Raw genomic sequence first — 20,912 nt, forward strand, 5'->3', positions numbered from 1 at the left:
GATACCTCTAACAAAATGGAACGGGCTGCTTTACTTGAGCGCTGCCGCGTAGATATCTGGCTTGAAGCCAATCAGGGTTCGGTCACCGAGATCGAGCACCGGGCGCTTGATCATCGAGGGTTGTGCGAGCATCAGTTCGATGGCTTTCGGCTGATCGAGATCGGCTTTGCGTTCGTCGTCGAGCTTGCGAAAGGTCGTGCCTGCACGGTTCAACACCACTTGCCAGCCGTGCTCGTCGCACCATTGGGTCAGGTGTTCACGGTCGATGCCGACCGTCTTGTAATCATGAAAGTCATAGCTGACAGCGTGTTCATCGAGCCAGGTGCGCGCCTTTTTCATGGTGTCGCAGGCTTTGATGCCGAAAAGGTGCAACGTTTTGCTTGAAACGGTCAAGGAATTGCCCCCTTTGCAGGTGCTGCAAATAAAAGGTGACGGATTATGCCATGACCGGACGGTTTCGCGTCGGTCGTGGTCGGGTTTGTCTTTTTGTCTTGGTTATCAGCGGTCCTGTGCGACATTGGTGCAACGGTCAGTCGGTAGTTTAAGCGGCTAATATGGCACTTCAATGCTGTCGATTGTCTGGGAACCTGGCCGCCGAACTCAAGGCAAGGATCATGTCCGAGTATCTTCATCAACTGGAAGTGTTCAACGATTCGGCGCAAGCCCAGGCGCTGGCGTTTCAGATGGACTTGCTGGAGCGGCGTCTGCGGTTGAAGACGCTGCGAGCGCAGCGCCTGTAGTTGTATAAGCTCAGCCGTCATCACCAGATTGGTGATGACGTGTTACGAGAAGTGTTGGGTGCGCTGGACTTGAGTGAGGCCAATCTTGGGCTAGTTAAATAGTCTAACCGTGCGCACTCGAATCTATGGATAGCTTGATTGCTAACGTTTGGGATAAAGCAACTTCATCAGTTTTTTATCTTTTTTACTTATCTTTCGGTTGATAGGGATTTCCCAATTGCCCAGTGTCAGCGTGTTAGCGACCGGGTGGTGCATAATGGATTTTCTGTCGTACGGCGTATAAATCGCTTCAAGTGTATTGAAGGGCTCAAAGAGATTTCTATCGATTTGCTCTTTGGTCAATGGATTCATCTCTCTATTCTGGTAGAGCTCATACACCTTCGGTTTATCCCAGGGAATATTGGCTTCGGGGTGTTGATGTTCGTGCATTGCTCCCAAGGCGTGACCAAATTCGTGAGTCACAATCACCTCGAAGTCTTCATGCTCGGGTTTGACCCCCAGGTTCATGGTCGGCCAGTCGGGATGAATCAACAACGCGTCGGTACCCAGCATTGAACTGTTGTCATTGTTCCTGGTGGCGATCCGGATCTCGCCCTGCAAATCATCGACGAACTCAAACTTGAGATTGATATACGGCAGCCATTGGCTGGCGGCGTCGATAATCTTCTGTTTGTGCTCCGCGTCGGGGCCATCGATAAAAGCGATTTTGAGCGTGCGTCCGTTTGCCCAGAGTTTCGAATAATTGATCAGCGAGCGCTTGCGCCGAGTACCGGTTGCGGAACCTGCGTTATCAGGATGCTCGTTTACAGCAGCGTCGTAGGATTGTTGATCATCGGGCCATTGGATGAGGTTGCAGTCTTCAATACTGTTCATTGGCTACTTCTTCCATGAAGTTCGGTAAAAATTGTGTGGGTGCGCACAGTAATGCGCTACATGAGAGTAAGAGGGCTCTGCAGTTCAGTGAACTTTAATTTTTGCTGAAGTGTAACTGGCTGTATGGGAGGCCCGCACTGCGTTGCACAGTGCGGGCCGGGATACTTAATTATTACGAGTAATAAAGTCGCGAATTCTCTTCGCCGCTTCTACGCATTCGGCCAACGGAGCGACTAGCGCCATGCGCACGCGACCAGCTCCCGGATTAGCGCCGTCAACTTCACGGGACAGATAAGAACCCGGCACCACCGTCACATGCTCTTCAGTAAAAAGATCACGGCAGAACGCTTCATCATCACCGTCAACGCTTGGCCATAAGTAGAAACCGCCATCCGGACGCTGCACGTCCATCACAGGGCTGAGGATTTCCAGCACCGCATCGTACTTCTCGCGGTACAGCGCACGGTTGGCGCGCACGTGTACTTCGTCATTCCACGCCGCAACGCTGGCCAATTGGGTCTGAACCGGCATCGCGCAGCCGTGGTAGGTGCGATACAGCAGGAAGCCTTTGAGAATATCGGCATCGCCGGCCACGAAGCCCGAACGCAGGCCCGGCAGGTTGGAACGCTTGGACAAGCTGTGGAACACCACGCAACGCTTGAAGTCCTTGCGGCCCAGTTCCACGCAGGCGCTGAGCAGCCCGGCCGGCGGGGTTTGTTCGTCGAAATACAGTTCGCTGTAGCACTCGTCGGCGGCGATCACGAAGTCGTATTCGTCGGCCAGGGCAATCAGCTTCTTCAGGGTTTCAACCGGGATCAGGGCGCCGGTCGGGTTACCCGGCGAGCACAGGAACAGGATCTGGCAGCGTTTCCAGATATCCGGTGAAACAGCGTCGAAATCCGGGTTGAAGCCGTTTTCATCCAGGCAGGGCAGGTAATGCGGCTTGGCCCCGGCCAGGAACGCTGCACCTTCGTAGATCTGATAGAACGGGTTAGGGCTGACCACCAGCGCATCGTCGCCACGGTTGACCACAGTCTGGGTAAAGGCGAACAGCGCTTCACGAGTGCCGTTGACCGGCAGCACATTGCGCGCCGGGTCGAGCCAGCCGTTCGGAACGTTGAAACGACGTTCGCACCACGCGGCGATGGCTTCACGCAGGGCCGGAATGCCGAGAGTGGTCGGGTACACGGCCATCTGATCCAGATTACTTGCCAGCGCTTCGGCGACAAAGCTTGGCGAACGGTGCTTCGGCTCGCCAATGGACAGCGCTATGGCACGCTTGTCCGGATTTGGTGTGACGCTGCCGAGCAGGGCGCGGAGCTTCTCGAACGGGTAGGGCTGCAACTGGTTCAGAGCGTTGTTCATCGGTACGGGGTCTCGTTCAAAGCGGCTGAATCCTGACGCGCAATCAGATGCTGATGCGCGACAGTTTGATATCGGGTTCGTTACTGACGCTCAGCTGTTCGACGATTGCATCCTGCAAGCGGCTGCACAGCAATGGGTCGGACAACGGCTGGTTGTTCGCGTCGGTGATGAAGAACACGTCTTCCACGCGCTCGCCGAGGGTCGCAATCTTGGCGTTCTGCAGCGACAGGTCGAACTCCAGGAAGATCGTGCCGATGCGTGCGAGAAGGCCCGGGCGATCGGGGGCGCTGAGTTCCAGTACCGTCACTGGACGCTGGGCGTCGTTGTGGATCGTCACCTGTGGCGCAAACGCGAAATGCTTGAGCTGGCGCGGCACCCGACGCTGAATGATCGTCGGGTAATCGTCCGGGTTGCGCAGGGCCTCGGTCAGGCCTTCACGAATCTGTTTGACCCGCGCCGGGTTATCGCCGATCGAGTCGCCGTCGGCGTCGAGCACGATGTAGGTGTCGAGGGTGAACTGGCTGCTGGAGGTGATGACCCGGGCGTCATGAATGTTCAGGTTGAGCTGGTCCATTGCAGCCACGGTCACGGCAAAGAAGTCGTGTTGATCCGGCGCATAGATAAAGATCTGCGTGCCGCCTTCGAACTCTCGCTGGGTGGTTTCCTTGATCAGCACCAGCGGCCCGCCGTCGGCCGGCTGCTGGAGGATCGCGTCGCTGTGCCAAGCCACGTCGCCAGCGGTGTGGCGCAGGAAGTAGTCATCGCCCAATTGCGCCCACAGCTGCTCGACGTCGTCCGGATCGGTGCCGCCGCGCACCAGAATGTCCAGTGCTGCGCTCTGGGTCTGGCGGATCTGTTCTTCGCGATCGACCGGGTTCTCCAGGCCACGGCGCAAGGCACGCTTGGTCTCGGTGTAGAGCTGACGCAGCAGGCTGGCGCGCCAGGAATTCCACAGCGTCGGGTTGGTGGCGTTGATGTCGGCAACGGTCAGCACGTACAGATAATCGAGGTGGGTTTCGTCGCCGACGATCTGCGCGAAATCGTGGATGACTTGTGGGTCGGACAAGTCCTTGCGCTGGGCGGTGGTCGACATCACCAAATGGTTCTGCACCAGCCAGACGATCAGGCGGCTGTCCCATACCGGCAACTGGTGGCGCTGGCAAAAGGCTTCGGCATCCACGGCGCCGATTTCCGAGTGGTCGCCCTGTCGGCCCTTGCCGATGTCGTGGTACAGGCCAGCCAGGTAGATCAGCTCCGGTTTTGGCAGTTTGCCCATGAGCTTGCTGGCCAGCGGGAATTTTTCCGACACCTGGGTGTACTGCAACTTACGCAGATGTTTGATCAGGTTCAGGGTGTGAGCGTCGACCGTGTAAATGTGAAACAGGTCGTGCTGCATCTGCCCGACAATAAAGCCGAACTCCGGCAAGTAACGCCCGAGGATGCCGTAGCGGTTCATCCGTCGCAGGTTGCGGTGGATGCCGATCTTGCACTTGAACAGCTCGATAAACAGGCTGGTGTTGCGGATGTCGTTGCGGAAATCATCGTCGATCAGGTGACGGTTTTCTCGCAGCAAACGAATGGTGTCGGCGCGCACGCCTTTGATTTCCGGCTGCTGGGCCATTAGTACGAAGATTTCCAGCATGGCGAACGGTGTACGGCGGAATACGTTGTCGTTCCGCGCCTCGATGTAACCGTCGTGCAGCTGGAATCGCGAGTTGATCGGCTGCGGCGGCGCTTCGTCTTCCGGCGCGAGGATGACTTCCTCGAAGTGCTGGATGATCAGGTCGCTGAGCTGGGCAATGCTCATGACCACGCGGTAATACTGCTGCATGAAGTTTTCGATGGCTTGCTTGGCGTCATCGCCTTTGAAGCCCAGCAGCCCGGCGATGGTGCGCTGGTGATCAAACAGCAAGCGGTCTTCGGAACGGCCGGCGAGCATGTGCAGGGCGTAACGAACCTTCCACAGGAATTCCTGGGAGGAGGCGAGCAGGGCGTTTTCGCTCTCGACCAGGAAACCTTCGCCGGCCAGGGCTCGCAGGTTCAAGGTGCCGTACTCGCGACGAGCCACCCAGAGAATCGTCTGAATATCCCGTAGGCCGCCGGGCGAGCCTTTGACGTTGGGTTCCAGGTTGTATTCGGTATCGTTGTACTTGTGGTGACGGGCTTTCTGCTCGGCGCGTTTGGCCAGGAAGAAGTCCTTGCTCGGCCACATGTGCGCGGTGCTGGTGACGTCCAGCATGCGCTGGCGCAAGCGCTCGGGGCCGCAGATGGTGCGGCTTTCCATCAGGTTGGTGACGACCGTCAGGTCAGCGCGGGCCTCCTGGACGCACTCGTCCACCGAGCGAACGCTCTGGCCCACTTCAAGGCCGATGTCCCACAACAGCGTCAGAAAACGCTCGATGGAATCTCGGAAAACTTCGTGATCGGCGCTGTCCAGCAAGATCAGCAAATCGATGTCGGAATAAGGGTGCAACTCGCCGCGACCGTAGCCGCCGACCGCGACCAGCGCGATGTCGGCGTCTTCGCTCCAATTGAACTGCTCCCAGGCCTTTTGCAGGATGTTATCGACGAACCAGGCGCGATCCTCGATCAACCGGCGAATGTCGCGGCCGCTGCGAAAGCGCCCGTCGAGCACCTCGCGGGCCTGGCGAATCGCCTTCTTGAAGGCCGCGATCGGGCTTGCCTTCAGGGCCAGTTCAGCCTGGAACTGGCCACGGTCGAAGAGTTCGGGATCCACCTGCGGCATCGATTGGCTTTCCTGTCTATAAGGCTGAGGAGCTGCGCGCCCGGATCAGGCCGAAACGCGCGGGATGGTGTCGTCGGCGCGCAGGGTGAAGATCTCGTAACCGGTCTCGGTTACCAGCAGGGTGTGTTCCCACTGTGCCGACAGCTTGCGGTCCTTGGTTATCGCGGTCCAGCCGTCGCCCAATACCTTGGTATCGGCTTTGCCCTGGTTGATCATCGGCTCGATGGTGAACGTCATGCCGGCTTTCAGTTCCATGCCGGTGCCGGCGCGGCCGTAGTGCAAGATCTGCGGCTCTTCGTGGAACACCTTGCCGATGCCGTGACCACAGAATTCGCGAACCACGGAAAAACCGTTCTTTTCAGCGTGCTTCTGAATCACTTCACCGATGTCGCCCAGGCGGCAGCCGGGTTTGACGATTTCGATGGCCTTGTACATGCATTCCTGGGTGATTTGCGACAAGCGCTCGGCCCAGACTGGCACGGTGCCGACGTGGAACATGCGGCTGGTGTCGCCGTGGTAGCCGTCCTTGATGACGGTGACGTCGATGTTCAGCGTATCGCCATCCTTCAAGGCCTTCTCGTTCGGAATGCCGTGGCAGACCACGTGATTGATCGAGGTGCAGATCGACTTCGGGAAGCCTTTGTAGTTGAGCGGGGCAGGGATGGCTTTCTGCTCGTTGACGATGAAGTCGTGGCAGATGCGGTCCAGTTCTTCAGTGGTAATGCCCGGCTTGACATGTTCGGCAATCATTTCCAGCACATCGGCGGCCAGTTTGCCGGCGACGCGCATTTTTGCGATGTCCTCTGGGGTTTTGAGGGTGACGGTCATACAGGCTCTCTCTGCGCTCGATGGCGCCTTCTAAAACGAAATGGGCGTTGCGCGATCGATCTTCGCGGCCCTTAAAAACGCGATTCTAACAGACGAGCAGCGCAAATCTGAGCCTCTGTGCATCGCTTCTCCTTATAGAATGGCGCATTCTTGGAGGATTCCAAGGGGCGGAACCAAGGCGCGCGCCAGGATTTAACAATCCGGGTTCCGTTTTTTTCAGCCTTGTGATATAAAATGCGCCGCTTTCCGGGGATCCCCTGAGAAGCCTAAATCCACACACGTGTCGACACGATGACCTGGGTGCCTTCAGCTGATGCTGCTGGTTGGTCATTGGGATACGTGGAGGCCAAACCCGACTTATTAAGGAACTATCATGTCCCAAGTCAACATGCGCGATATGCTGAAGGCCGGTGTGCACTTCGGTCACCAGACCCGTTACTGGAACCCGAAAATGGGTAAATACATTTTCGGCGCACGTAACAAGATCCACATCATCAACCTTGAAAAAACCCTGCCAATGTTCAACGAAGCTCTGACTTTCGTAGAGCGTCTGGCCCAGGGCAAAAACAAGATTCTGTTCGTCGGCACCAAGCGTTCCGCTGGCAAGATCGTTGCTGAAGAAGCAGCACGTTGCGGTTCGCCGTACGTCGATCACCGCTGGTTGGGCGGCATGCTGACCAACTTCAAAACCATCCGTGCTTCCATCAAGCGTCTGCGTGACCTTGAAGTGCAAGCCGAAGACGGTACTTTCGCCAAGCTGACCAAGAAAGAAGCGCTGATGCGCACTCGCGATCTTGAGAAGCTCGATCGTTCCCTGGGTGGTATCAAGGACATGGGCGGTCTGCCAGACGCTCTGTTCGTTATCGACGTTGATCACGAGCGCATCGCGATCACCGAAGCCAACAAGCTGGGCATCCCGGTTATCGGCGTAGTCGATACCAACAGCAGCCCGGAAGGCGTTGACTACATCATCCCAGGCAACGATGACGCAATCCGCGCTATCCAGCTGTACATGGGTTCGATGGCTGACGCTGTAATCCGCGGTCGCAACCACGTTGCTGGCGGCACCGAGCAGTTCGTTGAAGAAGCTCCGGTAGCAGCAGCTGAGTAATTGACGCCTTGGCGTTGACTCAGTAAGCAAAAAGGGGGCTTGGCCCCCTTTTTGCCACCTCGAAAACCGTTTGTCGGTAGCGCAGTTGCATTGTCTGTAGCATGCAGCGACCCGCATCGGTGGTTCGGGAAGAATTGATCGCCCGTTCGATCGGGTGGAATGGTTGAAAACCTATCCAAGAGGAATTTAGAAATGGCAGAGATTACTGCAGCGTTGGTCAAAGAACTGCGTGAGCGTACTGGCGAAGGCATGATGGATTGCAAAAAGGCCTTGACCAAGGCCGGCGGCGACATCGAAAAAGCCATTGATGACATGCGTGCTTCCGGCGCCATCAAAGCTGCCAAGAAAGCTGGCAACGTTGCCGCTGAAGGCGCGATCGCTCTGAAGGAAGACGGTAAATCCGCCGTTCTTCTGGAAGTGAACTCGCAGACCGACTTCCTGGCTCTGCAGGACGACTTCAAGGCATTTGTCGCTTCCAGCGTTGAAAAAGCGTTCGCTGACAAACTGACTGACGTTGCTCCGCTGATCGCAGCTCAAGAAGCCGATCGCCTGGTTCTGGTCGGCAAGGTTGGCGAAAACGTCAACATCCGTCGCCTGGCTCGCGTTGAAGGTGACGTTGTTGGTGGTTACCTGCACGGCAACAAGATCGGTGTTGTGGTTGCCCTTAAAGGCGGCAGCGTTGAGCTGGCCAAGGACATCGCCATGCACGTAGCGGCGACCAACCCTGAATTCCTGCTGCCATCGGAAGTTTCCGCTGAAGCGGTCGAGCGTGAGAAAGGCGTGTTCCTGACCCTCAACGCTGACAAGATCGCCGGCAAGCCGGAAAACATCGTTGAAAACATGGTCAAAGGTCGTATCAGCAAGTTCCTGGCTGAAGCGAGCCTGGTTGAGCAGGCGTTCGTCAAGAACCCTGAAATCAAGGTTGGCGAACTGGCCAAGAAAGCCGGCGCTGAAATCGTTTCCTTCACCTACTTCAAAGTAGGCGACGGCATCGAGAAGCCGGTCGACAACTTCGCGGAAGAAGTTGCTGCCCAGCTGGCTGCCGCCAAGCAATAAGACGGTTTTTAACTGTCGCCCTGAAGAGGCTGCCCGCTCACGCGCGCAGCCTCTTTTCAGATGGGGCACCAATTTTTAATTGGTTTCCTTTTGGAACTGGCTTACAAAGCCATGTTCCGATGGCGCTGAAGCAGCGCCAAGTTAGAGTGAACGCCAGCTGTAAACAGCTCGCAAAGAATTTTTAAAATACGCCGCAGGAGAGATTCGCAATGGCTCAGCAGGGCAGTGGTTATCAGGCTCGCTATAAACGCATTCTACTCAAGCTTAGCGGCGAGGCCCTGATGGGCTCGGAAGAGTTCGGGATCGATCCGAAAGTTCTGGATCGCATGGCGCTGGAAGTCGGCCAACTGGTCGGCATCGGTGTTCAGGTCGGTTTGGTGATCGGTGGCGGTAACCTGTTCCGCGGTGCAGCGCTTAGCGCGGCCGGTATGGATCGGGTCACTGGCGACCACATGGGCATGCTGGCCACTGTGATGAACGCCCTGGCCATGCGCGATGCGCTGGAACGTGCCAATATCTCGGCCATCGTGATGTCGGCCATTTCCATGGTTGGCGTAACCGATCACTATGATCGCCGCAAAGCCATGCGCCACTTGAACGCCAAGGAAGTCGTGATTTTCGCGGCCGGTACCGGCAATCCGTTCTTCACCACGGATTCGGCAGCGTGCTTGCGTGCAATCGAAATCGATGCCGATGTCGTGCTCAAGGCGACCAAGGTCGATGGCGTCTACACCGCTGACCCATTCAAAGACCCGCATGCCGAGAAGTTCGATCATCTGACTTACGATGAAGTGCTGGATCGCAAGCTGGGCGTGATGGATCTGACCGCCATTTGCCTGTGCCGCGACCACAAGATGCCGTTGCGCGTATTTAACATGAACAAGCCCGGCGCCCTGCTGAACATCGTGCATGGCGGCGCTGAAGGGACCCTGATCGAGGAAGGCCAACAATGATCAACGAAATCAAGAAAGACGCTAAAGAGCGTATGCAGAAATCCGTCGAATCGCTGATGCACAACTTCGGCCGTATTCGTACGGGCCAGGCGCACCCAAGCATTCTTGAAGGCGTGATGGTGCCGTATTACGGTTCCGACACTCCGATCAAGCAGGTGGCGAACATCACCGTCAAAGACGCCCGTACCCTGCAAGTGGTCGCCTTTGAGCGCAACATGCTGGGCGCGGTCGACAAAGCCATCGGTAGCGCGGGTCTGAACCTCAACCCGACCAACCTGGGTGAATTGCTGCTGATCTCCATGCCGGCCCTGACCGAAGAAACCCGTAAGGGCTTCACCAAGCAGGCTCGCGATGTCGCTGAAGATGCTCGTGTCGCGGTGCGCAACATCCGTCGTGATGCGAACAGCCAGCTCAAGGACCTGGTCAAGGAAAAAGAAATCAGCGAAGACGAAGAGCGCCGCGCTACTGGCGAGATCGATGATTTGACCAAAAAGTTCGTGGCTGAAATCGACGCGAATTTGGCGCAGAAAGAAAAAGACCTGATGGCCGTATAAGGGTCGCGTTTTCATGGAAAAGACCAAGCAGACTGCGCCGTCCGCGGTGCCGCGCCATGTCGCGATCATCATGGATGGTAATAATCGCTGGGCGAAAAAGCGCTTTATGCCGGGTGTCGCCGGTCATAAAGCGGGCGTGGATGCAGTTCGTGCGGTGATCGAGGTGTGCGCCGAGGCCGGGGTCGAAGTATTGACCCTGTTCGCCTTCTCCAGCGAGAACTGGCAGCGCCCGGCCGACGAGGTCAGCGCCTTGATGGATCTGTTCTTCAAGGCATTGCGTCGCGAGGCCAAGCGCCTGAACGAAAACAACATCAGTTTGCGCATCATTGGCGACCGTTCGCGTTTTCATCCAGAGCTTCAAGCTGCCATGCGTGAAGCTGAAGCAATGACGGCGGGCGCCAATCGCTTCGTTCTGCAGATCGCAGCCAACTACGGCGGTCAGTGGGACATCGCGCAAGCCGCACAGCGTCTGGCGCGAGAAGTTCAGGCCGGGCACCTGCGCCCGGAAGACATTACCCCGGAACTGTTGCAAACCTGTCTGGCTACCGGCGATTTGCCGCTGCCGGACTTGTGCATCCGTACCGGTGGCGAGCACCGCATCAGTAACTTCCTGCTGTGGCAACTGGCTTACGCCGAGTTGTACTTCTCCGACCTGTTCTGGCCGGACTTCAAACACGATGCCATGCGTACCGCGCTGGCCGATTTTGCTTCTCGGCAGCGTCGCTTCGGTAAAACGAGCGAGCAGGTCGAGGCTGGAGCCCGGTTTTAATGCTTAAACAACGAATCATCACCGCGCTGATCCTGCTGCCGATTGCCCTGTGCGGGTTTTTCCTGCTCGAAGGTACCGGTTTTGCGCTGTTCATCGGGCTGGTTGTGACCCTGGGTGCATGGGAGTGGGCTCGCCTGGCAGGCTTCACTGAGCAGCCGATCCGCGCTGCTTATGCAGCTGTGGTCGCGTTTATGCTGTTTATCATGCATATCGTGCCAGGGCTCGCGCCTTGGGTGTTGGGCGCTTCCGTGCTCTGGTGGGGCGTTGCTACCTATCTGGTACTGACTTATCCGCGCTCCAGCGAACTTTGGTCTAGCGCTGCTTGCAAGCTGGTGATCGGTCTGCTGATCCTGTTGCCCGCCTGGCAAGGTCTGATTCAGATCAAACAGGAGTCTTTGGGCAACTGGCTGATCATGGCGGTGATGGTGCTGGTCTGGGGTGCTGATATCGGTGCTTACTTCTCCGGCCGGGCCTTTGGCAAGCGCAAGCTGGCGCCACAGGTCAGTCCCGGCAAAAGCTGGGAGGGCGTCTACGGCGGCCTCGCGGTGAGTCTGGTCATTACTGTCATTGTCAGTCTGGTTCGAGACTGGACGGTGGCCCAGCTGTTCAAAGGTCTGATTGGTGCAGCCATCATCGTGTTCATCTCGGTGGTAGGTGACCTCACCGAAAGCATGTTCAAGCGTCAGACCGGGATCAAGGACAGCAGCAATCTGTTGCCAGGTCACGGCGGCGTGCTGGACCGTATCGACAGCCTGACTGCAGCGATTCCAGTGTTTGCCGTGCTGCTGTGGATGGCCGCACCGTGAGTCGCCCACAGCAAATTACCGTCCTGGGGGCAACCGGCTCGATTGGTTTGAGCACGCTTGACGTCATCGCTCGCCATCCCGAGCGCTATCAGGCTTTCGCCTTGAGCGGTTTCACCCGTCTGAGCGAGCTGTTGGCGCTGTGTGTTCGTCATGCGCCGCGGTTCGCCGTGGTGCCTGAGGCGGGTGCTGCCCGAGGCTTGCAGGACGACTTGCGCGCTGCCGGTCTGCCGACGCGCGTGCTGGTCGGCGAGGAGGGCCTGTGTCAGGTTGCTTCCGATCCTGAGGTCGATGCGGTCATGGCTGCCATTGTTGGCGCGGCGGGCTTGCGACCGACACTGGCGGCGGTCGAAGCCGGCAAGAAAATCCTCCTGGCCAACAAAGAAGCACTGGTGATGTCCGGTGCGCTGTTCATGCAGGCGGTGCGCAAGAGTGGCTCGGTGTTACTGCCGATCGACAGCGAGCACAACGCAATTTTCCAGTGCATGCCACGGGATTTCGCGCGTGGGCTGGGAGCCGTCGGGGTGCGTCGGATTTTACTCACGGCCTCTGGCGGCCCGTTCCGACAGACACCTATGGCTGAACTGGTGCATGTTTCCCCTGAGCAAGCGTGTGCCCACCCGAACTGGTCCATGGGGCGCAAGATTTCGGTGGATTCGGCCAGCATGATGAACAAGGGGCTGGAGTTGATCGAAGCCTGCTGGCTGTTTGATGCCAAGCCGTCCCAGGTCGAAGTGGTGATTCATCCTCAAAGCGTGATTCATTCGCTGGTCGATTACATCGACGGTTCGGTATTGGCCCAGTTAGGTAACCCTGATATGCGCACGCCGATCGCCAACGCGCTGGCCTGGCCGGAGCGAATCGACTCGGGTGTTGCGCCGCTGGACCTGTTTGCAATAGCGCGACTGGACTTCCAGGCGCCTGATGAAGAGCGATTCCCGTGTCTGCGCCTTGCGCGTCAGGCGGCTGAATCCGGCAATAGCGCGCCGGCCATGCTGAATGCGGCGAATGAAGTGGCGGTCGCGGCCTTTCTCGACGGGCGGGTTCGCTACCCGGAAATCGCGAGTATCATCGAAGAAGTATTGAATCTCGAGCCCGTGGTTGCGGTTGATGATCTCGAGGCAGTGTTCACGGCCGACGCAAAAGCGCGAGTACTGGCCGAACAATGGTTGAGTCGTCACGGGCGGTAAGTGCTGCAATACGTTGACCCATGCGGCACTGGACAGGATTGCGGAGAAAGTAGATGAGCGCGCTCTATATGATTGTCGGCACCCTGGTGGCTTTGGGTGTGCTGGTCACCTTCCACGAATTTGGCCATTTTTGGGTCGCACGTCGCTGTGGGGTCAAAGTGCTGCGTTTCTCCGTGGGCTTCGGTATGCCGTTGCTGCGCTGGCACGACAAGAAAGGCACTGAGTTCGTCGTCGCCGCGATCCCGCTGGGCGGTTACGTGAAAATGCTCGACGAGCGCGAAGGCGAAGTGCCGGCCGATCAGCTCGACCAATCCTTCAATCGCAAATCCGTCCGCCAGCGTATCGCTATCGTATCGGCGGGTCCGATTGCCAACTTTTTACTGGCGATGATTTTTTTCTGGGTGCTCGCCATACTCGGCAGCGAGCAAGTGCGCCCGGTCATTGGTGCAGTCGAGTCCGGCAGTATCGCCGCCAAGGCTGGTTTGAGCGCGGGCCAGGAAATCATTGCCATCGATGGCGAGCCAACTTCCGGCTGGGCCGCGGTGAACCTGCAGTTGGTCCGTCGTCTTGGGGAGAGCGGTTCCCTGCAGTTGCTGGTCCGTGATCAGGGTTCCACAGTGGATTCGCCCCGTGAGCTGATGCTGGATAAATGGCTCAAGGGTGCCGATGAGCCGGACCCGATTCGTTCGCTGGGTTTACGCCCTTGGCGTCCTGCGCTGCCACCGGTTCTGGCTGAACTTGACCCGAAAGGCCCGGCACAGGCTGCTGGCCTGAAGACCGGTGACCGACTGTTGGCTCTGGACGGCAAGTCGCTTGATGACTGGCAGCAGGTGGTGGACACGGTCCGTATGCACCCTGATACCAAAATCATGCTGCGCGTCGAGCGTGATGGTGCTCAAATCGACGTCCCTGTGACGCTGGCCGCTCGCGGCGAGAAGAAGGCACCCAGTGGTTATCTGGGGGCTGGGGTGAAGGCAGTTGATTGGCCGCCAGAGATGATTCGCGAAGTTAGTTATGGTCCTGTGGCAGCGATTGGGGAGGGTGCTCGACGCACCTGGACCATGAGCGTACTGACCCTCGATTCGCTCAAGAAAATGTTGTTCGGTGAGCTCTCGGTAAAAAACTTGAGTGGACCGATAACCATTGCTAAAGTGGCGGGCGCTTCTGCCCAGTCGGGTGTTGCTGATTTCCTGAATTTCCTTGCTTATCTGAGTATTAGCTTGGGGGTTCTGAATTTGTTGCCCATTCCTGTACTGGATGGGGGGCATTTGTTGTTTTATCTGATCGAGTGGGCGCGTGGTCGCCCCTTGTCGGATCGGGTGCAGGGTTGGGGGATACAGATCGGTATCAGTTTGGTGATCGGGGTGATGTTGCTTGCTCTTGTCAATGATCTGGGTCGACTGTAACGCTTCGCTGAATTGCGAATCTGCCGCATTTTGCGGCAGTTTGTTTATTGCCAGTTGGAATAAGAAAGGACTTCATGAAACGTCTGCTGCTAACTGCGGTTCTCACCGTATTGATGATCGCCGAAGTTCACGCCGAGTCCTTCACTATCTCTGATATTCGCGTCAATGGCCTCCAGCGGGTCTCCGCGGGTAGCGTCTTTGGTGCTTTGCCGTTGAACGTCGGTGAACAGGCGGATGATCGTCGCCTGGTGGAATCCACTCGTGCGTTGTTCAAAACCGGTTTCTTTCAAGATATCCAGCTGGGCAGAGATGGTAACGTCCTTGTCATCACTGTAGTCGAGCGTCCGTCGGTCGCCAGTATCGAGATCGAGGGTAACAAGGCGATCTCCACTGAAGACCTGATGAAAGGCCTCAAACAATCCGGTCTGGCCGAAGGCGAGATCTTCCAGCGCGCCACCCTCGAAGGTGTGCGTAACGAGCTGCAGCGCCAATACGTCGCTCAGGGTCGCTACTCGGCTACCGTCGACACTGAAGTGGTGCCGCAGCCGCGTAACCGCGTTGCGTTGAAGGTCAATATCAACGAAGGCACCGTTGCTGCTATCCAGCACATCAACGTGGTAGGTAACACCGTCTTCCCTGATGAAGACCTGATCGACCTGTTTGAACTCAAGACCACCAACTGGCTGTCGTTCTTCAAGAACGATGACAAGTATGCTCGTGAAAAACTTTCCGGTGACCTGGAGCGTCTGCGTTCCTACTACCTGGACCGTGGCTATATCAACATGGATATCGCTTCGACCCAGGTGTCCATCACTCCGGACAAGAAGCACGTCTATATCACCGTCAACGTCAATGAAGGCGAGAAGTACACCGTCCGTGATGTCAAACTGAGCGGCGACCTGAAAGTCCCTGAAGACCAGGTCAAGTCTCTGCTGCTGGTCCAGAAAGGCCAGGTGTTCTCGCGCAAGCTGATGACCACCACGTCCGAACTGATCACCCGCCGTCTGGGTAACGAGGGTTACACCTTCGCCAACGTCAATGGCGTGCCTCAGCCTCACGATGAAGACCACACCGTCGACATCACGTTCGCCGTCGATCCGGGCAAGCGTGCTTACGTGAACCGCATCAACTTCCGTGGCAACACCAAGTCCGAAGACGAAGTGCTGCGCCGTGAAATGCGTCAGATGGAAGGCGGCTGGGCTTCGACCTACCTGATCGACCAATCCAAGACTCGTCTTGAACGTCTGGGCTTCTTCAAGGAAGTCAACGTCGAAACGCCGGCCGTGCCGGGTGTCGACGACCAGGTGGATGTGAACTACAGCGTTGAAGAGCAAGCCTCCGGTTCGATTACCGCCAGCGTCGGTTTTGCCCAGAGCGCCGGTCTGATCCTCGGTGGTTCGATCACCCAGAACAACTTCCTGGGTACAGGTAACAAAGTCAGCATCGGCTTGACCCGCAGTCAATACCAGAGTCGCTATAACTTCGGTTATGTCGACCCGTACTGGACTGCTGATGGCGTGAGCCTGGGTTACAACGCGTTTTACCGCACCACTGACTACAAAGACCTCGATGTCAACGTAGCCAGCTACGCCGTAGACAGCCTGGGTGCGGGTGTCAGCGTCGGTTACCCGATCAGCGAGACTTCGCGTCTGACGTTTGGTTTGTCTGCGCAACAAGACAAGATCAAGACGGGGCAGTACACCGTCGACGAAATCTTCGACTTTGTTAACCAGGAAGGTGATCAGTACCTGAACTTCAAGGCATCGGCCGGTTGGTCTGAATCCACCTTGAACAAAGGTGTACTGGCAACCCGTGGTCACTCCCAGAGCCTTACCGCGGAAGCCACGACGCCTGGTAGCGACTTGTCGTTCTTCAAGCTCGATTACCGCGGTCAATTGTTCCAGCCGCTGTCTGAAAATTACACCATGCGCCTCCACACCGAGCTGGGTTATGGCGATGGTTATGGTTCGACCGATGGCTTGCCGTTCTATGAAAACTACTATGCTGGTGGTTTCAACTCGGTACGTGGCTTCAAGGACAGCACCCTGGGGCCTCGTAGTACTCCGAGCCGTGGCGTGAACCCTGGGACCACAGCTGACCCGGATCAGGATCCACTACCGTTTGGTGGTAACGTCCTGATTCAGGGTGGTGTAGAAGTTCTGTTCCCTCTGCCGTTCGTGAAAGATCAGCGTTCCTTGCGCACTTCAGTATTCTGGGACGTGGGTAATGTGTTCGATTCGACTTGCAAGCAGAGCACTAACGCCGATGGTTCGAAGTCCAACACTCAGTGTAACGATGTCAGCCTGAGCAATATGGCCAGTTCGGTAGGTGTCGGTGTGACATGGGTTACCGCCCTTGGCCCGTTGAGTTTCGCCTTGGCGATGCCGGTCAAAAAACCGGACAGCAATGCCGAGACCCAAGTGTTCCAATTCTCCCTCGGCCAGACGTTCTAAGCGTCTGACCCAAGATAACGACAATGGATTTTGTAGGAGTGCATCGTGCGTAAGTTGACTCAATTGGTTCTCCTGGCGACCTTACTGGTAGCAGGTCCGGCTTTTGCCGACATGAAAATCGCCGTTCTGAACTATCAGATGGCTCTGCTGGAATCCGACGCGGCCAAGAAGTATGCCGTTGATGCCGAGAAGAAGTTCGGCCCGCAGCTGACCAAGCTCAAGACTCTGGAAAGCAGTGCCAAAGGTATCCAGGACCGTCTGATGGCCGGCGGCGACAAGATGCAGCAAGGTGAGCGTGAACGCCTGGAACTCGAGTTCAAGCAAAAGGCCCGTGACTTCCAGTTCCAGTCCAAGGAGCTGAACGAAGCCAAAGCCGTTGCCGACCGTGAAATGCTGAAACAGCTCAAGCCGAAACTGGACAGCGCTGTGGAAGAAGTCATCAAGAAAGGTGCTTTTGACCTGGTCTTCGAGCGTGGTGCAGTGATTGATGTCAAACCTCAGTACGACATCACTCGCCAGGTTATCGAGCGCATGAATCAGCTGAAGTAACCATGACAGCGACTATAAAGCTCGGCCAATTGGCCGAGTTCCTCGGCGCCACACTGCGTGGCGACCCGGAGAAAGAAATTACTGGGCTAGCCACTTTGCAAGAGGCTGGCCCAGCTCAGTTGAGCTTTCTCGCAAATCCTCAATACCGTAAATACCTGGCTGACAGCCGGGCCGCAGCCCTGTTGCTGAAGGCCGCTGACGCTGAAGGTTTTACAGGTAATGCGCTGGTGGTGCCTGATCCGTATCTGGCCTACGCGCGGATTTCCCATCTGTTCGATCCCAAGCCAAAGGCCGCTGTCGGTGTTCATCCGACAGCCGTTGTGGCAGCGGATGCAGTGATCGATCCAGCGGCGAGCATTGGTGCTTTTGCGGTGATCGAAAGCTGCGCACGTATTGCTGCGGGTGTGACCGTTGGCGCGCACTGCTTCATTGGTGCCCGCTGCGAGATTGGCGAGGGCGGCTGGCTGGCCCCGCGAGTCACGCTGTACCACGATGTTCGCATCGGTAAACGGGTGGTGATTCAATCCGGTGCCGTACTCGGTGGCGAAGGTTTCGGTTTTGCCAACGAGAAAGGTGTCTGGCAGAAGATCGCTCAGATCGGTGGTGTGCTGGTCGGCGACGACGTGGAGATTGGCGTGAACACCGCTATCGATCGCGGTGCACTGGCCGATACCGTTCTGGGTAACGGTGTGAAACTCGACAACCAGATTCAGATCGCCCACAACGTCCAGGTCGGTGATCACACCGCCATGGCCGCGTGCGTGGGGATCTCCGGCAGCACCAAAATCGGCAAGCATTGCATGCTCGCCGGTGGCGTAGGGCTGGTGGGGCATATCGAAATTTGCGACAACGTTTTTATCACCGGGATGACCATGGTGACCCACTCGATTACCGAAAAGGGTTCCTATTCTTCCGGCACGGCCATGCAACCGGCGGCCGAATGGCGCAAAAGCGCGGCCCGTATCCGTCAGCTCGATGACATCGCGCGGCGTCTGCGACAGCTGGAAAAGCGTGTAGGGGAAGTGACCCCTGACGGTAATGCTTCATCAGATGGCTGATACCATTTCCATATCAAGTGTGCACAGCCGCTAGACTGCCTCCTTGATTTGCTAGAGGGGTGCGCGTCAGTCGCGCCTCCCAATCTTTACATAGGCTTCCCCCCGAAATGATGGACATCAACGAGATTCGCGAATACCTGCCTCACCGTTACCCGTTCCTGCTGGTGGACCGGGTCGTGGATCTGGATGTGGAAGGCAAGCGCATTCGCGCCTACAAGAATGTCAGCATCAACGAACCCTTCTTCAATGGTCACTTCCCCGCGCATCCAATCATGCCGGGCGTATTGATCATCGAAGCGATGGCTCAGGCTGCCGGCATCCTTGGCTTCAAAATGCTTGACGTGAAGCCTGCCGACGGCACGCTCTACTACTTCGTCGGCTCCGACAAGCTGCGTTTTCGCCAGCCTGTCACTCCAGGCGATCAATTGATCCTCGAAGCCCGCTTCATTAGCTGCAAGCGCCAGATCTGGAAGTTCGAGTGCCAGGCTTCGGTCGATGGCAAGCCAGTCTGCTCTGCTGAAATCATCTGCGCGGAACGCAAACTATGAGTTTGATTGACCCTCGCGCAATCATCGATCCGACGGCTATCCTGGCCGACGGCGTCGAGGTCGGCCCTTGGTCGATCATCGGTGCAGGTGTGGAAATCGGCGAGGGGACAGTGATCGGGCCGCATGTGATTCTCAAAGGCCCGACCCGAATCGGAAAGCACAATCGCATCTACCAGTTTTCTTCGGTCGGCGAGGACACGCCCGATCTGAAATACAAGGGTGAAGAAACCCGGCTGGTCATCGGTGACCACAACGTCATCCGTGAAGGCGTGACGATTCACCGTGGGACCGTTCAGGACCGTTCTGAAACAACCCTGGGTGATCACAATCTGATCATGGCCTATGCCCACATCGGCCACGACAGCGTCATCGGCAATCACTGCATCCTGGTCAACAACACCGCGTTGGCGGGCCATGTGCACGTTGAAGACTGGGCAATCCTGTCCGGTTTTACCCTGGTTCATCAGTATTGCCATATCGGCGCCCACAGCTTTTCCGGTATGGGCACGGCTATCGGCAAGGACGTCCCGGCGTACGTTACGGTGTTCGGCAACCCGGCCGAAGCCCGCAGCATGAACTTCGAAGGCATGCGTCGTCGCGGTTTCAGCGAAGATGCGATCCACGCGCTGCGTCGTGCCTACAAGGTGGTTTACCGCCAGGGGCTGACGGTCGAACAGGCGCTCGCCGAGCTGGCTGAACCGTCTGCCCAGTTTCCGGAAGTCGCGGTGTTCCGTGATTCCATCCAGTCTTCGACCCGCGGCATCACTCGTTAATCATGGCTAATCTGCGTATTGCGCTGGTGGCGGGTGAGGCTTCCGGCGACATTCTTGGTGCGGGTCTCATGCGTGCACTCAAGGCACAGCACCCGGCAGTCGAGTTCATCGGTGTCGGCGGTCCGCTGATGCAGGCCGAAGGCCTGACCTCGTACTTTCCGATGGAGCGTCTTTCGGTCATGGGCCTGGTGGAAGTGCTGGGCCGATTGCGTGAGTTGCTGGCACGCCGCAAGAAGCTGGTTGCCGACCTGATCGCCGAGAAGCCGGACGTGTTCATCGGTATCGATGCCCCGGACTTCAACCTCAATATCGAACTCAAGCTGCGTCAGGCCGGGATCAAGACCGTGCATTACGTTAGCCCGTCGGTTTGGGCGTGGCGGCAGAAGCGGGTGCTGAAGATTCGCGAAGGCTGCGATCTGATGTTGACGCTGTTCCCGTTCGAAGCGAAATTCTATGAAGAGAAGGGCGTGCCGGTGCGGTTTGTCGGGCACTCACTGGCCGATGCGATCCCGCTTGAAGCGGATCGCGCCGCCGCGCGGGCTGAACTCGGCTTGCCTGACGGGCCGCTGGTTGCGCTGATGCCGGGCAGCCGCGGCGGCGAAGTCGGCCGTCTCGGTGCGTTGTTCCTCGATACTGCCCAACGCCTGCGGGCGTTGCGCCCCGGCGTACGGTTCGTTATGCCTTGCGCCAGCCCGCAGCGTCGCCAGCAGCTTGAAGAATTGCTGGCTGGCCGCGATCTGCCGCTGACCCTGCTTGACGGCAAATCCCATCTGGCCCTGGCGGCCTGCGACGCCGTGTTGATTGCCTCCGGGACGGCGACCCTGGAAGCGTTGTTGTACAAACGGCCGATGGTGGTCGCATACCGCTTGGCACCGCTGACGTTCTGGATTCTCAAGCGCATGGTGAAAAGTCCCTACATTTCCTTGCCGAACCTGCTTGCCCAGCGTCTGTTGGTGCCCGAATTGTTGCAGGACGATGCTACGGTTGAAGCCTTGGCCCAAACGCTGTCGCCACTGATCGAAGGCGGTGAAGAACAAACCCGCGGCTTCGATGAAATTCACCGTACCTTACGTCTGGACGCCTCCAATCAGGCGGCGGACGCGGTACTGAACCTGATCGGCAAAACACAATGAGCAA

Annotated in this window: 19 protein-coding genes and 1 pseudogene; 15 read left to right on the forward strand and 5 right to left on the reverse strand. The window is 57.5% G+C overall.

Going from position 1 to position 20,912, the window contains the following annotated elements; genetic code table 11:
* Window positions 1–30: 30 nt before the first annotated feature.
* A complete protein-coding gene (locus tag MO767_RS22320; RefSeq protein ID WP_207203057.1) occupies window positions 31–393 on the reverse strand; it encodes an ArsC family reductase in 363 nt (120 codons plus the stop codon).
* A gap of 194 nt (window positions 394–587) precedes the next feature.
* Between MO767_RS22320 and MO767_RS22325 the strand changes: the two are divergent.
* Window positions 588–842, forward strand: a pseudogene (locus MO767_RS22325) (Na+/H+ antiporter); the annotation flags it as partial.
* Between the two features lie 39 nt (window positions 843–881).
* Here the strand turns inward: MO767_RS22325 and MO767_RS22330 are convergent.
* From MO767_RS22330 to map, 4 genes are all read right to left on the reverse strand, one after another.
* Window positions 882–1,613, reverse strand: a complete 732-nt coding sequence (locus tag MO767_RS22330; protein WP_282482271.1) for a M12 family metallopeptidase — start codon at window positions 1,611–1,613, stop codon at window positions 882–884.
* A 165-nt stretch (window positions 1,614–1,778) separates the two neighbouring features.
* Window positions 1,779–2,978: a succinyldiaminopimelate transaminase gene (gene dapC / locus MO767_RS22335; protein ID WP_282482272.1), complete on the reverse strand. Its 1,200-nt coding sequence runs from the start codon at window positions 2,976–2,978 to the stop codon at window positions 1,779–1,781.
* Window positions 2,979–3,021: 43 nt separating this feature from the next.
* On the reverse strand, window positions 3,022–5,724 hold the full coding sequence (locus tag MO767_RS22340) for a [protein-PII] uridylyltransferase (RefSeq protein ID WP_282482273.1): 2,703 nt from the start codon (window positions 5,722–5,724) through the stop codon (window positions 3,022–3,024).
* Between the two features lie 45 nt (window positions 5,725–5,769).
* On the reverse strand, window positions 5,770–6,552 hold the full coding sequence (gene map / locus MO767_RS22345; RefSeq protein WP_282482274.1) for a type I methionyl aminopeptidase: 783 nt from the start codon (window positions 6,550–6,552) through the stop codon (window positions 5,770–5,772).
* Window positions 6,553–6,925: 373 nt separating this feature from the next.
* Here map and rpsB point away from each other — a divergent pair, with 373 nt between their 5' ends.
* The 14 genes from rpsB (at window position 6,926) to lpxB (ending at window position 20,908) form a co-directional block, all read left to right on the forward strand.
* On the forward strand, window positions 6,926–7,663 hold the full coding sequence (gene rpsB / locus MO767_RS22350; protein ID WP_003219330.1) for a 30S ribosomal protein S2: 738 nt from the start codon (window positions 6,926–6,928) through the stop codon (window positions 7,661–7,663).
* A gap of 192 nt (window positions 7,664–7,855) precedes the next feature.
* Window positions 7,856–8,719 (forward strand): translation elongation factor Ts, encoded by an 864-nt coding sequence (gene tsf, locus MO767_RS22355; protein WP_033056302.1) that lies wholly within the window; start codon window positions 7,856–7,858, stop codon window positions 8,717–8,719.
* 209 nt (window positions 8,720–8,928) lie between these two features.
* The gene (gene pyrH, locus MO767_RS22360) at window positions 8,929–9,672 is read left to right on the forward strand and encodes a UMP kinase (RefSeq protein WP_003172271.1); all 744 of its coding nucleotides are present in this window, start codon (window positions 8,929–8,931) and stop codon (window positions 9,670–9,672) included.
* Window positions 9,669–10,226 (forward strand): ribosome recycling factor, encoded by a 558-nt coding sequence (gene frr / locus MO767_RS22365; protein ID WP_033056300.1) that lies wholly within the window; start codon window positions 9,669–9,671, stop codon window positions 10,224–10,226. Before pyrH ends, frr begins: the two co-directional genes overlap by 4 nt.
* Before the next feature lie 13 nt (window positions 10,227–10,239).
* Window positions 10,240–10,995, forward strand: a complete 756-nt coding sequence (gene uppS, locus MO767_RS22370; protein ID WP_149629931.1) for a polyprenyl diphosphate synthase — start codon at window positions 10,240–10,242, stop codon at window positions 10,993–10,995.
* Entirely contained in the window at window positions 10,995–11,801 is an 807-nt protein-coding gene (locus MO767_RS22375) for a phosphatidate cytidylyltransferase (RefSeq protein ID WP_282482275.1), read from the forward strand. The genes uppS and MO767_RS22375 overlap by 1 nt, the downstream gene beginning before the upstream one ends.
* Window positions 11,798–12,988 (forward strand): 1-deoxy-D-xylulose-5-phosphate reductoisomerase, encoded by a 1,191-nt coding sequence (gene ispC / locus MO767_RS22380; RefSeq protein WP_282482276.1) that lies wholly within the window; start codon window positions 11,798–11,800, stop codon window positions 12,986–12,988. The genes MO767_RS22375 and ispC overlap by 4 nt, the downstream gene beginning before the upstream one ends.
* Window positions 12,989–13,041: 53 nt before the next feature.
* Window positions 13,042–14,394, forward strand: a complete 1,353-nt coding sequence (rseP, locus tag MO767_RS22385) for a sigma E protease regulator RseP (RefSeq protein ID WP_282482277.1) — start codon at window positions 13,042–13,044, stop codon at window positions 14,392–14,394.
* A 74-nt stretch (window positions 14,395–14,468) separates the two neighbouring features.
* Entirely contained in the window at window positions 14,469–16,847 is a 2,379-nt protein-coding gene (bamA, locus tag MO767_RS22390; RefSeq protein ID WP_282482278.1) for an outer membrane protein assembly factor BamA, read from the forward strand.
* A 45-nt stretch (window positions 16,848–16,892) separates the two neighbouring features.
* Entirely contained in the window at window positions 16,893–17,396 is a 504-nt protein-coding gene (locus tag MO767_RS22395) for an OmpH family outer membrane protein (protein ID WP_007949341.1), read from the forward strand.
* 2 nt (window positions 17,397–17,398) lie between these two features.
* Window positions 17,399–18,454 (forward strand): UDP-3-O-(3-hydroxymyristoyl)glucosamine N-acyltransferase, encoded by a 1,056-nt coding sequence (lpxD, locus tag MO767_RS22400; RefSeq protein ID WP_282482279.1) that lies wholly within the window; start codon window positions 17,399–17,401, stop codon window positions 18,452–18,454.
* Window positions 18,455–18,561: 107 nt separating this feature from the next.
* Window positions 18,562–19,002: a 3-hydroxyacyl-ACP dehydratase FabZ gene (fabZ, locus tag MO767_RS22405; protein WP_008154051.1), complete on the forward strand. Its 441-nt coding sequence runs from the start codon at window positions 18,562–18,564 to the stop codon at window positions 19,000–19,002.
* On the forward strand, window positions 18,999–19,775 hold the full coding sequence (gene lpxA, locus MO767_RS22410; RefSeq protein ID WP_282482280.1) for an acyl-ACP--UDP-N-acetylglucosamine O-acyltransferase: 777 nt from the start codon (window positions 18,999–19,001) through the stop codon (window positions 19,773–19,775). Before fabZ ends, lpxA begins: the two co-directional genes overlap by 4 nt.
* A 2-nt stretch (window positions 19,776–19,777) precedes the next feature.
* On the forward strand, window positions 19,778–20,908 hold the full coding sequence (gene lpxB, locus MO767_RS22415) for a lipid-A-disaccharide synthase (RefSeq protein WP_282482281.1): 1,131 nt from the start codon (window positions 19,778–19,780) through the stop codon (window positions 20,906–20,908).
* Window positions 20,909–20,912 lie beyond the last annotated feature (4 nt).

The organism is Pseudomonas sp. UYIF39, from assembly GCF_029963765.1.
Classification (GTDB): Bacteria; Pseudomonadota; Gammaproteobacteria; order Pseudomonadales; family Pseudomonadaceae; genus Aquipseudomonas.